Below are 12,986 nucleotides of genomic sequence, written 5' to 3' on the forward strand. Positions count from 1 at the left end.
TACTAAAACCGGATGTCCTCTTTCAGATAACGAGCCAAATCATCCTGTCGCTGGCAGCCAATCAGCAGCCACAGGAGAATCCTGGCTTTGCGTGGGCAGAAAAAGCCAGCCATCGATGCGCCTCTGCGAATCAAATCCATCTCGCCACCCTTGAACCCGTAAGTTGAACGAGCCGTGGATCCTGAGCCGCAGCGAGTTGCAATAATGACCGGGATTCTTTTGGCAATGACATCAACCAACGCTGTCCAGCTTTCAGAAAGATGTCCTGCACCGAAACCAGCGATCACTAACCCGTCGTAGCCCAGCGTGACAATGTTTTCCAACAACTGGGTGTCGGCAGACAGTGACGCTTGTAGCAAGGCAACTTTCTGTGTCGTTTGCTTCGGTAACGGCAAAACGTTGCGTCGCAGCGTGGGATGAGAGTAGTGAACGCTGCTTTCCAATAACAGACCGTTTGGGCCCACAATGGGCGACGAAAAAGCCTGCATTGCCATCGCATCGGTTTTGCGAACAGCCTGCGCCGAATGAATCTGCCCGTTCATGACCACTTGGACGCCACGCTGCCGGCTGCTCCTGGCCAGGCCAACCCGGCAGGCGTCCAACAGATTTCCCGGCCCATCGGCGCCTGCCTGGGTTGCCGAGCGCATTGCTCCCGTCAGAACCAATGGTTCGTCGTGGTCCCACAGCAGGTCGAAAAAAACCGCAGTTTCTTCCAACGTATCCGTACCTTGTGTGATGACAATACCCACCGCACCTTGCTCGATCTGATCGTTCGCCCAGCAGAGAACGCTCAATAAAAACTCGAAATCCAATGAAGCGCTGGGCAACATCCCCAGTGTTTCAACAGTAATGCGTGCCAGCTTCTTCAGTTCCGGCACCGAAGCCAGCAGGGTTGCGCCACTGATGGTCGGGACCACTCCTTCTCCTGCAGCCCGGGCCTGCATGCTTACGGTGCCGCCGAGTGACGCGATGGCCAGTTTGGGCAAGTCCATGTGGATCACCTCGCTTTTTAATAGGAATTGGCTGTACGCGCCTCAGGGGCGGCAATACAGCCATGGGATGGAAGGCTCAGCTGATCATCAGAAATCCGATAAACGGAACGACTAGCAGGGTGCTGATGGCCATGGACAGGACATTGGCGATGTAGGCATGCATGTCAGCGGGTAACCGTTTGGCAATTGCGCACGCCAGCGGCGGCGCAATCAATGCGCCCAGCAAAGCGCTTGAAGCAATGACCAGCCAACTGCCGCCGTAGGTCAAAACCGCCGCCGGTACGACGGATACCAACGGTATGTAGGTGGGGTACCACCCGCGTAGTATCCATTGTCGACGCCAGATGATCACGCCCAGAGCCGAGGTCAATGCTTGGGCACCGATCAGTTGAAGGAGCAAGCCCGAGCCGTAGGCAGGGCTCATAGGGTTCAAGCTATAAGCCAGTAATGCACCCACTATCAGCCCGAGGCTGGCCCACTCATTGCCGAAAAACGGCGCCTCCGAAAAGTCCGCCAAGACCCGGCGTAAGCTCCAGACGACACCGTAGTCAGGTTTCTTCGTGAGGGTGAGGGCTGGTTGTGGTTCTGATTCCGATGACTCTGCTTGAGCCTGCGACTGCATAAGGCTTGGCACGTAGCGACAGAGCAGGAAGGCAATGACGCTGGCGACAGCCATTCCCGAGACATTGCCAATCACGACGGGCAAGCCGAGCGGATTGCAGACGTAGTTGACGATCAATAGACATGCAGGGGTAACCAGCAGGGCACCCATGATTGCGCCATTTATCGCGATCTTCCAGCCGCCGCCAAACATCAGCACCATCGCCGCTGGCAATGAAACGAAAGCCGCAAATGTGGGCTGCCAAGTCGTGGCTGTCACTGTCCAGCCCCACAAAAGGTTACTCAGCAAGAGCCCCAGCAATGAGCTGGTGACCAGCCACGGCCACAGGCCGCTGCCATAGCAGATGGAAAAACCTTGCCAGGCTTTTCCGGTCCAATTGGCCCGGTACGCCAGGTAGGCCCCGGCTAGTAATCCAATAGAGGCGAACTCATGTTTGTAAAAGGCAACCTCGCTGATATCGCCCAATACCCAGCGTAACCAGGCAGTGGGCTGTGGCAGGTTCGATACCATGTGGCTGTAGTCTGGCCAATGGGCAGGCCAGGAAGCGCTGTGGGTGAATGAAAGCCAGATGACCAGCATTATCGTGCCGAGCATCAGCAAAACGATGGCAACGTCCAGTAGTGATCTTGCAGTCTGCTGGGGTTGTTCGAGCTTTTCGCTTGCAGTTTCCATCGGGTCGCTCTCTTATCAACGTGGCAGACAAGGGTGCTGGGTATAACCGAGCATCTGATCGTATAGGTCAGATCGACGATCGCGGTGTAGATCATTCAAGTCGTTCCAGATGGCCGCGCTACGGGAGCTGGTCAGGTCGATATCGGCAAACAGGACTTCTTGCTGGTCAGCGGAAGCTACCGCGCCAATCGGCCAACCGTTGGTGCCCGCGATTAGCGAACAGCCTAGGTAGCGAGCACCTCGCTCTTCCCCTATGCGACTTGCCGCTGCGATAAATACATTGTTCACGTGAGCGGCTGTCATCGTCAGGTAGGACGCCATGCATTTGCCGGCATCATCAAACAGAGGCGGTGGCGTCCAGACCCAATTGTTCAAGCTGCATATGATGTCTGCGCCTTGCTGGCTGAGAATTCGCGGCACTTCCGGAAACCAGATGTCCCAACAGATCAACAACCCGATGCGACCTATAGCTGTTTCAAACACTGGAAAGCCCAAATCACCTGGCGTGAACCAGAGTTTTTCCAGATTCCACAGATGTGCCTTTCGGTATTTGCCGATGAAGCCGTCAGGCCCCACCAAGACGCCAGTGTTGAAGAGCCGCATGCCTTCGCGCTCCGTCAAACCGGCTACCAGGTAGATCTGGTGCTGGCGGGCGAAGTCCATCCAGGCCTGCACGCTTTGCCCGTCGGGGATCGACTCGGCGTGTTCAAACGCATCCTGTCGGTTGTGGAAGAAATAGCCAGTATTCGATAGTTCGGGCAGGACGATGAGATTGGCACCGCCGTCGACCGCTTTCTGCGCCAGTGCAAGGCTGCGATGCAGATTGGTTTCTCGATTGGTGATGCCTACCTGTGGGTCGAATTGCACGACGGCGACACGAACAGGGCTGGTTGGCTCGCTCATTGGGGTAACCTCTTTTTATTGTTATTCACGCTGTGTAGTGGCGTGTATATGAGAGGCTAAACAGGCAGGGGTGTAAGTCGGCCGTTTCCGTACAGGTTGTAGGCAGCTTCTGAAGATGAGTAATTGAAAGGATTGGTGAATCGGCAGCGCCATGCACAAACGTGCATGGCGCTAAGCGGACCAGGATCAGGTTCCAAGCTTATAGTGCGGGTAGTCGTTCAGGGAGAATCCGCCATTGAAGATCGCAGCGGTTTTGTCGCAGATGTGGATGACGGCATCGACGGCGCCTCGAAAGCAAGGTTCTGTCCAGCCGGCGTCCACGGAAAACGATTCTCCGGAAAAATACAGGCCCGAATGATGGCCAAAATCCCTGTTGTACTTCATCAGGCTCACAGCGTCGTAGTAGGTACCTGGTCGGTATAACTTTGCACAACCCAGCGAGTTTTTATCGGTTATCCACCGTTGGACCACGGCTTGGTCGAGTCCGATGTAGGGCGAAATCCTCTCTTGGATATTGGTACATTTCATGAGTATTCGATCCAGCTCCCTGGCGCACTTGCTGACAAGCTCCTTGTCGCTGAATGACGCGAGTTTGGTGGCATCGTCTTCCCACGTATAGCTCAGCAGAATGCAGTCGTAGCTGTAGTGGTCGTTGTAGCGATAGGTGTAGACGTCGTGAATGAAGCTGTCGGTGACGATGGCCTGTGGAATTTTGCTGTTTTTCGAAAGAAATGACTTTTTCAATGGCGCAAAGACTTTGCAACTGGTCTCCCAATGAGCGGTTTTATAGGCATTGATTGTCTCGAAGGGAAGCATTTTGGGGGTGAAGTTTTCAAGCTCGATACGAGTTTCAATCAGCCACGAGGGCAGCGTCATGATGACTGAGTCGAAATCCTCGAAACGGTGTTGGGTCTGTTCGGGCTGGCTGTATTTCCACTCGAAGTGGACGCGCGTCTTTTGGTTGGCCAGTTTTACCAGTTTTGTTACGGATGAATCTGTAAGCAGACCGTCGTTTCCTTCGAGGCAGTGTTCATAAAAAGACTTTCGAGTTTCATCGGTTTTCATGAATAACAGGCACTCGTTCAGCGCCCCTAGCCCGATGTAGCGGGGGCTGTCGAAAATCAGGCCCTTGGAGTCAAACACGGCTTCGCTATGCAGGTAGGGCGAAGCGAGCGGGTCCCCCGTCGAATCCACCCGACCATGAATCAGCTGCAGGTGGCTGCTGAATCCGAAGATGGCGGTACGCAGGGGATAAAGCGAGCAGACGTCATAGAAGGCACCCCAGCTGCCATCGCCTATGCCGATCGCATAGAAAATCGCGGACTCTTCCAGGGACATTCCCATCCCGCCAAAGTCCCCCGGTGAGCGTTCATTCCAGGTTTTTAAGGCCGGCATAGTCACCAAGTCGCGAAACGAAACGCCCTCGTACCTTGAAACAATAGCGGCCCACATGGTTTCCCACCCATCGCTGGCGTAAACCTCCGCGACGTGTCGAGTCATACGGTCGGCAAAGGTTTTCCACTTGGAATAGACCTTTTGCAATTCTCTGCCGGGAGGTGGTGTATGGCCGTCTTCATTTTTCCAGATTTGCATTTGCGGAGTCGATTCGCCGCCAATGCTACCCTCGCGCAGGTAAATACCCGTCGAGCGGACCCATTGGCTTCCTGGATTGGCGAAGTCCGAAGTCGATAAATCAAACGTTTTTGCGTAATAAGCCAACATCGACCGCCCTTCTGTCGGCGGCTCACCCGTCCGGTTAAAGAAAGGCATGCGCATCGCGCCCATCTCAAAGGGGGTATGGCTCGCGGTGGAGTGTTTGCTTCCGGGTACGGTCAGGTGCCTGCCGCCTATGCGCCTGGATTGCTCTATTAAGGTTATATGGGTGAATCCGCAACGATAAAGCTCTCTGGCGGCAGTCAATCCGGTGATGCCGGCGCCTATGATGCAAATTCTGTGTTGTGGATCAGTGGCCTTGGCGATGCCATTTTTCTGCTCGACCAACGCCCTGTAGTCGAAGCATAAATCGGGTGGGTTTGGAAAGCGAGCCGCCCATTTTCTGCCACCCGAACGCTTAGTCCGAGCGATTTCCCTAGCTGCGGAGGCGGGGTAGTCATAGCTTGATCCGATGGTCATTGTTGCTCTTCCCTGATGATGTTGTTCAGGGAGTGATGTTGCGGTGTTCACACGGCAGTGTATGTGAGCGAAATCCAGTGCTTAGGCGCTCCGCGTTCCGCTTTTTATGTAGGAATGTGCAAGAAGGTCGGCCTTGCGTCGTGCGCACGATCAAAGGCAGCGAGCAAGCTCGCTCCCACAGTGGATCGTTGCCAAACCCTCGGCCTACGCCGCCTGCTGAAACTGCTGCCGATACTGGTTTGGCGACAAGTCGGTGTGTTGCCGGAACAGCCGCGCAAAAAAACTCGCATCGTCGTAGCCGACTTCGTAGCTGATGGTCTTGATGCTCTTGCGGCTGCCGGAGAGCAGGCCCTTGGCGGTTTCGATCCGCAGCCGTTGCAGATAATGCAGCGGTTTGTCGCCCGTGGCGGTCTGGAAGCGGCGCATGAAGTTGCGGATGCTCATGCCATGCTCCCGGGCAACGTCCTCAAAGCGGAACTTATCGGCGAAGTGCTCTTCGAGCCATTGCTGGATCTGCAGGATGATCACGTCCTGGTGCAGTTTCTGCCCGCCGAAGCCGATCCGTCCTGGCGAATAGCTGCGTTGCACTTCATACAGGATGTCCCTCGCCACGGCCTGGGCCACGTTGGCGCCGCAGAAGCGTTCGATGAGGTAGATGTAGAGGTCGCAGGCTGAGGTCGTGCCGCCAGCGCAGAACAGGTTGTCGGCGTCGGTCAGGTGCTTGTCCTGGTTCAGGTGCACCTGGGGGAAGCGCTCCTTGAAGGCATTGAAGAAGCGCCAGTAAGTGGTGGCTTCCTTGCCGTCGAGCAGCCCGGCCTCGGCCAGCCAGAACACCCCGGTGGCTTCGCCGCAGAGGACTGCGCCGCGAGCGTGTTGTTCGCGCAGCCAGGGCAAGACCTGGGGATAACGTTGGCAGAGGCCGGCGAAATCATCCCAGAAGGCCGGCAGGATGATGACGTCGGTATTTTCCAGGCCACCGTCCACCGGCATGATCACATCGCTGAAACTGTTCACCGGTTTGCCATCGGGACTGACCAGCCGGGTTTCAAACGCCGGCGTCAGGCCGTGGCCCAGTTGTTTGCCATAGCGCAGGCTGGCCAGGTGGAAAAAATCCTTGGCTTGCATGAGGGTAGAGGCGAAGACCCGGTCGACTGCCAGGATGCTGACGCGCCGCAAGGGCGTGGAGGCGTGCATAGACATAATTCATCTTTATTTTTATAGGGGAAAGTGGTCAACAGACGGCTGGATCGTCTTATTTTTTGTCGGATGTGTCCAGTGTCCTGTCGTACGTCGCAGGCTTAGGCTCTGTCGGATAACCACGCCCAACAATAACCAAAGGTGCGCCATGATCCCAAGAACCCTGTTCAGTCCCGAGCACGAATTGTTTCGCGACAGCGTACGAACCTTCCTCGAAAAAGAAGCCGTGCCGTACCACAGTCAGTGGGAAAAACAGGGGCATGTCGACCGTCAACTCTGGAACAAAGCGGGGGAGGCGGGCATGTTGTGCTCGCACCTGCCAGAGGCCTATGGCGGCCTCGACGCGGATTTCCTCTACAGCACCGTGGTGATCGAGGAGATCGGCCGCCTGGGGCTGACGGGGATCGGCTTCTCGCTGCATTCCGACATCGTCGCGCCGTACATCCTGCATTACGGCAGCGAAGCGCTGAAACACAAGTACCTGCCGAAACTGGTGTCTGGCGAAATGGTCACGGCCATCGCCATGACCGAGCCGGGCGCCGGTTCCGACCTGCAAGGGGTGAAGACCACGGCGGTGTTCGACGGGGATGAATACGTCATCAACGGCTCGAAGACATTCATCACCAATGGCTTCCTGGCGGACCTGGTGATTGTGGTCGCCAAGACCGACCCCAAGGCCGGCGCCAAGGGCACCAGCCTGTTCCTGGTGGAGGCGGGCACCCCGGGCTTTGAGAAGGGCAAGCGCCTGGAGAAAGTCGGCATGAAGGCCCAGGACACGTCGGAACTGTTCTTCCAGGATGTCCGCGTGCCGAAGGAAAACCTGCTGGGGCAGGCCGGAATGGGCTTTGCCTACCTGATGCAAGAGCTGCCCCAGGAACGCCTGACCGTCGCCATCGGCGGCCTGGCTTCGGCCGAAGCGGCGCTGCAATGGACCCTGGACTACACCCGTGATCGCAAGGCGTTCGGCAAATCCATCGCCGACTTCCAGAACACCCGTTTCAAGCTCGCGGAAATGGCCACCGAAATCCAGATTGGCCGGGTCTTCGTCGACCGCTGCCTGGAGTTGCACCTGCAAGGCAAGTTGGACGTGCCGACGGCGGCGATGGCCAAGTACTGGGGCACCGACCTGCAATGCAAGGTGCTCGACGAGTGCGTGCAGCTGCATGGCGGCTACGGCTTCATGTGGGAATACCCGATTGCCCGGGCGTGGGCGGATGCGCGGGTGCAGCGGATCTATGCCGGGACCAATGAAATCATGAAGGAGATCATTGCGCGGTCGCTTTGATCATGGGGTGAATTCAAGATTGCTTTCGCGAGCAAGCCCGCTCCCACATAGGATTTGTGTCGATCACAAATCCTATGTGGGAGCGGGCTTGCTCGCGAAGGCTTTTTACTTGGCGATCAGGGCGCCGGGTTCGGCTGATCCTTGTGAATCGCCTCGATCCCCGCCAGCACTTCATCCGACAGCTTCAGATCGAAGCTGGCGATGTTGCTGTCCAACTGCTCCAGCGTGGTGGCGCCAATGATGTTGCTGGTCACGAACGGCTGCTGGGTGACGAACGCCAGGGCCATCTGCGCCGGGTCCAGGCCATGTTCACGGGCCAGGGCGACATAACGGCTGCAGGCGGCCTCCGATTGCGGGTTGAAGTAACGCATGAAGCGGCTGTAAAGGGTCAGGCGGCCCTTGGCGGGCCGTGCGCCGTTTTCGTATTTGCCCGACAGGAAGCCGAACGCCAGTGGCGAATAAGCCAGCAGGCCGCATTGTTCGCGAATGGCGATTTCCGACAGGCCGATCTCGAAGCTGCGGTTGAGCAGGTTGTACGGGTTCTGGATCGACACCGCCCGCGGCCAGCCACGGGCCTCGGCCAGGGCGAGGAATTTCATGGTGCCCCAAGGCGTTTCGTTGGACAGGCCGATGTGGCGGATCTTGCCGGCGCGGACCTGCTCGTCCAGGGCTTCGAGGGTTTCCTCCAGCGGGGTGAACGTTTCGTCGGTCTTGTGCTGGTAGCCCAGTTGACCAAAGAAATTGGTGCTGCGCTCGGGCCAATGCAGCTGGTAGAGATCGATCCAGTCGGTCTGCAGGCGCTTGAGGCTGGCGTCCACCGCTTCGACGATGTGGCGGCGGTTGTGCTTGAGGTTCTTGTCGCGGATGTAGTCGATGGTGTTGCCGGGGCCGGCGATCTTGCTCGCCAGGATCCAGTCGGCACGGTCGCCACGGCTCTTGAAGTAATTGCCGATGTAGCGCTCGGTGGTGGCGTAGGTCTCGGCCTTCGGTGGCACCGGGTACATTTCGGCGGTGTCGATGAAATTGATGCCGGCACCCTTGGCGCGTTCGATCTGGGCGAAGGCCTCTGCCTCGCTGTTCTGCTCACCCCAGGTCATGGTGCCGAGGCACAGGGCGCTGACATTCAGATCGGTACGGCCTAGCTGGCGATAGTCCATCGGGAACTCCTTGGGCAAAACAATCATAAAAGCAGGTTGAAATATTTTTCGCAATCTGCATAATTGCGCACCTCTTTCTGCAGTGGAAGTGATGCGCCGCCGCCGAAGAATCTTGCCGTTGAACGGACGCGCCGACCCGAGCCCCCGAAAGCGTCTGTATCCGGCTGCCTTTGACTTGTCAAAGTACGCACTATTCAGTAAGATCCGCCGTCTAATTTACAGGGCGGCCCCTGAGGCTATAAAGAATGAAAACTTTTACTGCTAAACCGGAAACAGTAAAGCGCGACTGGTTTGTCGTCGACGCTGCTGGTCAGACCCTGGGTCGTCTGGCCACCGAAATCGCGAGCCGTCTGCGTGGCAAGCACAAGCCTGAGTACACCCCTCACGTTGACACCGGTGACTACATCGTCGTGATCAACGCTGAGCAAGTACGTGTTACTGGCGCTAAAACCACTGACAAAATGTACTACTCCCACTCCGGTTTTCCTGGCGGCATCAAGTCGATCAACTTCGAAAAGCTGATCGCCAAAGCCCCTGAGCGCGTGATCGAGACCGCGGTTAAAGGCATGCTGCCTAAGAACCCACTGGGTCGCGACATGTATCGTAAGCTGAAGGTTTATGCGGGCGCTGCTCACCCTCATACTGCTCAGCAGCCCCAAGAACTGAAGTTTTAACGGAATAGTTCATTATGTCGGCGACTCAAAATTACGGCACTGGCCGTCGCAAGACTGCAACCGCACGCGTTTTCCTGCGTCCGGGCACTGGTAACATCTCCATCAACAACCGCTCCCTGGATAACTTCTTCGGCCGCGAGACTGCCCGCATGGTAGTTCGTCAGCCGCTGGAACTGACCGAGACCGTCGAAAAATTCGACATCTACGTCACTGTTATCGGTGGTGGTGTAAGTGGTCAAGCTGGCGCAATCCGCCACGGCATCACTCGCGCCCTGATGGATTACGACGAGACTCTGCGTGGTGCTCTGCGCAAAGCCGGCTTCGTAACTCGCGATGCTCGCGAAGTTGAACGTAAGAAAGTCGGTCTGCGTAAAGCGCGTAAGCGTCCGCAGTACTCGAAGCGTTAATTTCGCTTCCGCTTTCAAAAGGCGCCCAGTTCCTCACGGAGCTGGGCGTTTTTTTATGGGCAAAAGAATTGCTCTGTGACAACTTGCCACATTCGTAGAGCCCCTATACTACAAGGCTTGGCGGTTTGGCCGCTTGGTAATTACCTTGTCAGAATTGGGGCTTTTCATTACCATTCGGCAAAATTTTTATAAGTTCAGATTTTTACTTAGTAGACGCCTGATCTAACAGGCCACAAAGCTGATGGGAGAGGACTGAATGAGCAATGACGGCGTGAATGCAGGCCGGCGTCGCTTCCTGGTAGCAGCCACATCCGTGGTGGGTGCTGCAGGAGCGGTGGGGGCTGCGGTCCCGTTCGTGGGGTCATGGTTTCCCAGCGCCAAGGCGAAAGCCGCAGGTGCACCGGTGAAAGTGAATGTCAGCAAGATCGAGCCAGGCCAGCAGATGATTGCTGAGTGGCGCGGCCAGCCGGTGTTCATCGTCCGCCGTACAGAGGAAATCCTGGGGAATCTGAAAAAGATCGAGGGTCAGTTGTCCGACCCGTCCTCCAAGAACTCGGTCCAACCGGAATACGTCAACCCTGAAACGCGTTCGATCAAGCCAGAGGTTCTGCTGCTGATCGGTATCTGCACGCACCTGGGTTGCTCGCCAACGTTCCGTCCTGAAGTGGCCCCTGCCGATCTCGGCAAGGACTGGGTCGGTGGCTATTTCTGCCCATGCCACGGCTCCCACTACGACCTGGCCGGTCGCGTCTACAAATCGCAGCCTGCACCTCTGAACCTGCCAGTTCCCCCGCATTCCTATGAGACCGATGACATCATTGTCGTTGGCGTCGATACGGAGAAAGCGTGATGAGCAAACTTATGGATTGGGTTGATGCGCGCTTTCCCGCGACCAAAATGTGGGAAGACCATCTCAGCAAGTACTACGCCCCGAAGAACTTCAACTTCTTCTACTTCTTCGGCTCCCTGGCGCTGCTCGTTCTGGTCAACCAGATCGTCACCGGTGTCTGGCTGACCATGAGCTACACCCCGTCGGCGGAAGAAGCGTTCGCCTCCGTCGAATACATCATGCGCGACGTCGAGTACGGCTCGATCCTGCGTCTGCTGCACTCCACCGGCGCTTCGGCGTTCTTCATCGTGGTCTACCTGCACATGTTCCGTGGCTTGCTCTACGGTTCGTACCAGAAGCCTCGTGAGCTGGTGTGGGTCTTCGGCATGCTGATCTACCTGGCGCTGATGGCCGAGGCCTTCATGGGCTACCTGCTGCCGTGGGGCCAGATGTCCTACTGGGGTGCCCAGGTGATCATCTCGCTGTTCGGTGCGATCCCGGTCATCGGCGACGACCTGACCCAATGGATCCGTGGTGACTACCTGATCTCGGGCATCACCTTGAACCGCTTTTTCGCCTTGCATGTCGTGGCCCTGCCGATCGTGATCCTCGGCCTGGTGGTGCTGCACATCCTCGCGCTGCACGAAGTCGGTTCGAACAACCCGGATGGCGTGGATATCAAGAAGCACAAGGACGAGAACGGCGTACCGCTGGATGGCATCGCCTTCCACCCGTACTACACCGTGAAAGACATCGTCGGCGTGGTGGTCTTCCTGTTCATCTTCTGCTCCATCGTGTTCTTCTTCCCGGAAATGGGCGGTTACTTCCTCGAGAAGCCGAACTTCGAGCAGGCGAACGCGTTCAAGACCCCTGAGCACATTGCCCCGGTCTGGTACTTCACGCCGTTCTACGCGATTCTGCGGGCGATCCCGGACAAGCTGCTGGGTGTTATCGCCATGGGCGCGGCCATCGCCGTGCTGTTCGTCCTGCCGTGGCTGGACCGCAGTCCCGTCAAGTCGATGCGCTATAAAGGCTGGCTGAGCAAGATCTGGCTCGTGGTGTTCTGCGTCTCGTTCGTGATCCTGGGCGTGCTGGGTGTACTGGCTCCGACACCGGGCCGGACGCTGCTGTCGCAGGTCTGCACCTTCCTGTATTTCGCCTACTTCATTTTGATGCCGTTCTACACCAGGCTCGAGAAGACCAAACCGGTTCCGGAAAGGGTGACTGGCTGATGAAAAAGCTATTTGCTGTACTGATTCTTGCTGCTATGCCTGTACTGTCCTTCGCGGCTGAACACGGTGGTCCGGAGCTCGAAAAAGTCGACATCGACGTTTCCGACAAAGCGGCCATGCAGGACGGCGCCCGTACGTTCGCCAACTACTGCATGGGTTGCCACAGTGCCAAGTTCCAGCGCTACGAGCGTGTTGCCGATGACCTGGGCATCCCTCATGAGCTGATGCTCGAGAAGCTGGTGTTCACCGGTGCCAAGCTGGGTGATCACATGAACATCGGCATGCAGCCGGCGGACGCCAAGACCTGGTTCGGCGCCGCACCGCCGGACCTGACCCTGGTTGCCCGTGTGCGTGGCACCGACTGGCTTTACGGCTACCTGCGCTCGTTCTACGAAGATCCTTCGCGTCCATGGGGCGTGAACAACAAGGTCTTCCCGAACGTCGGCATGCCTAACGTTCTGGTCGGCCTCCAGGGTCGCCAGGTGGTAGGCTGCAAACAGGTCCAGATCGTTGAAGACGGTAAAAAGCAATTCGATCCGCTGACCGGCTCCGCGTTGACTCACGAAGCTTGCGACCAGCTGACCGTATTGCCGAACACCGGCAGCCTGACCCCGGAGCAGTTTGACGAGAAGGTCAAGAACCTCGTGACCTTCCTGGCCTACTCGGCCAACCCGGTGAAGCTGGAACATCAGCGCATTGGTACCTATGTATTGCTGTACCTGGCGTTCTTCTTCGTATTCGCTTACCTGCTCAAGCGTGAATACTGGAAAGACGTGCATTGATAAAGCTGTAAGCCATTGCTGTTAATCGTGCGCGCCCAAGGGCGTCTCTGAAAATGTAACTAGCCTGGCCAGCCAGGTGTTACGGGAGGCGCCCTCTGGGC

12 protein-coding genes are annotated in these 12,986 nt (G+C 57.1%); 6 read left to right on the plus strand and 6 right to left on the minus strand.

The features are described 5' to 3' along the window. Positions 1-2: 2 nt before the first annotated feature. From M1D99_RS05880 to M1D99_RS05900, 5 genes are all read right to left on the minus strand, one after another. Positions 3-992, minus strand: a complete 990-nt coding sequence (locus tag M1D99_RS05880; protein WP_458131508.1) for an asparaginase — start codon at positions 990-992, stop codon at positions 3-5. Between the two features lie 76 nt (positions 993-1,068). Further along, complete coding sequence (locus M1D99_RS05885) at positions 1,069-2,286, minus strand: hypothetical protein (RefSeq protein WP_458131509.1); 1,218 nt, start codon at positions 2,284-2,286, stop codon at positions 1,069-1,071. Between the two features lie 15 nt (positions 2,287-2,301). Further along, positions 2,302-3,189, minus strand: a complete 888-nt coding sequence (locus tag M1D99_RS05890; protein WP_434574416.1) for a nitrilase family protein — start codon at positions 3,187-3,189, stop codon at positions 2,302-2,304. A gap of 186 nt (positions 3,190-3,375) precedes the next feature. Then, the gene (locus tag M1D99_RS05895; protein WP_434574417.1) at positions 3,376-5,322 is read right to left on the minus strand and encodes a flavin monoamine oxidase family protein; all 1,947 of its coding nucleotides are present in this window, start codon (positions 5,320-5,322) and stop codon (positions 3,376-3,378) included. A gap of 204 nt (positions 5,323-5,526) precedes the next feature. Then, entirely contained in the window at positions 5,527-6,423 is an 897-nt protein-coding gene (locus tag M1D99_RS05900; protein ID WP_186705196.1) for a GlxA family transcriptional regulator, read from the minus strand. Positions 6,424-6,667: 244 nt separating this feature from the next. On the opposite strand from M1D99_RS05900, the gene M1D99_RS05905 reads away from it, so the two are divergent. Then, positions 6,668-7,804 carry an acyl-CoA dehydrogenase family protein gene (locus M1D99_RS05905; RefSeq protein WP_434574418.1) on the plus strand — a complete coding sequence of 379 codons (1,137 nt, stop codon included), beginning with the start codon at positions 6,668-6,670 and terminating at the stop codon, positions 7,802-7,804. Between the two features lie 116 nt (positions 7,805-7,920). Here the strand turns inward: M1D99_RS05905 and M1D99_RS05910 are convergent, their stop codons facing one another. Then, a complete protein-coding gene (locus tag M1D99_RS05910) occupies positions 7,921-8,961 on the minus strand; it encodes an NADP(H)-dependent aldo-keto reductase (RefSeq protein ID WP_458131510.1) in 1,041 nt (346 codons plus the stop codon). Positions 8,962-9,206: 245 nt separating this feature from the next. Here M1D99_RS05910 and rplM point away from each other — a divergent pair, with 245 nt between their 5' ends. The 5 genes from rplM to M1D99_RS05935 all read left to right on the plus strand — a co-directional run bounded on the left by rplM (position 9,207) and on the right by M1D99_RS05935 (position 12,885). Further along, a complete protein-coding gene (rplM, locus tag M1D99_RS05915) occupies positions 9,207-9,635 on the plus strand; it encodes a 50S ribosomal protein L13 (RefSeq protein WP_003205365.1) in 429 nt (142 codons plus the stop codon). A gap of 14 nt (positions 9,636-9,649) precedes the next feature. After that, positions 9,650-10,042: a 30S ribosomal protein S9 gene (gene rpsI, locus M1D99_RS05920; protein WP_003205364.1), complete on the plus strand. Its 393-nt coding sequence runs from the start codon at positions 9,650-9,652 to the stop codon at positions 10,040-10,042. Between the two features lie 256 nt (positions 10,043-10,298). Continuing rightward, positions 10,299-10,892, plus strand: a complete 594-nt coding sequence (gene petA / locus M1D99_RS05925) for a ubiquinol-cytochrome c reductase iron-sulfur subunit (protein WP_039591565.1) — start codon at positions 10,299-10,301, stop codon at positions 10,890-10,892. Continuing rightward, positions 10,892-12,103 (plus strand): cytochrome b, encoded by a 1,212-nt coding sequence (locus tag M1D99_RS05930; RefSeq protein ID WP_186705118.1) that lies wholly within the window; start codon positions 10,892-10,894, stop codon positions 12,101-12,103. The genes petA and M1D99_RS05930 overlap by 1 nt, the downstream gene beginning before the upstream one ends. Next, the gene (locus M1D99_RS05935; RefSeq protein WP_186729579.1) at positions 12,103-12,885 is read left to right on the plus strand and encodes a cytochrome c1; all 783 of its coding nucleotides are present in this window, start codon (positions 12,103-12,105) and stop codon (positions 12,883-12,885) included. The genes M1D99_RS05930 and M1D99_RS05935 overlap by 1 nt, the downstream gene beginning before the upstream one ends. The last annotated feature ends 101 nt before the right edge of the window (positions 12,886-12,986 follow it).

This window comes from Pseudomonas sp. R3-41 (assembly GCF_054161485.1).